The 435-nt window shown below is 43.9% G+C and carries 1 pseudogene; it reads left to right on the top strand.

The window, feature by feature from the left end:
• Positions 1-435, top strand: a pseudogene (locus J5M56_RS25685) (hypothetical protein); the annotation flags it as partial.

Genomic DNA, 435 nt, shown 5'->3' with positions numbered 1-435 from the left:
CCCTAATTGTCAATGAATTAATTGGATTTTCAAGAAGCACTATAGGTCGAGTGTTGTCTGAGGATGAGGCGACTGAAAGCTTAATTAACTTCCTGTCTCATTTTTCCATTCCATGCCTGAAATCATATCTCAGAGGGACTACGCTACCTGACATCGGAGAAAATGCAAATTGGCAACTAGCCCTAGTTGGGCATTTTGTTGAGGCTTTACAGGTTCAGCCAAATCTTTTCGACTCATTCACAATGCTCATGCAAGGCCACATGCTGGCCAATGCCTTGCTCTGCCCGGACCTACATTCAGTTTCTGACTCGTATAATGAAGTCACTTTCTATTTAGATACGCCGTTATTGATACAGCTATTAGGACTTGAGGGCGAGCGCGAGGAACAGGCGATTAAGGAAGTAATTGCTTTAGTCCAGCGACTGAAGGGTAAAG

It is taken from the genome of Pseudomonas sp. 51_B (assembly GCF_017491595.1).
GTDB lineage: Bacteria > Pseudomonadota > Gammaproteobacteria > Pseudomonadales > Pseudomonadaceae > Aquipseudomonas > Aquipseudomonas promysalinigenes.
This window is presented reverse-complemented; position numbering and strand designations above follow the sequence as displayed.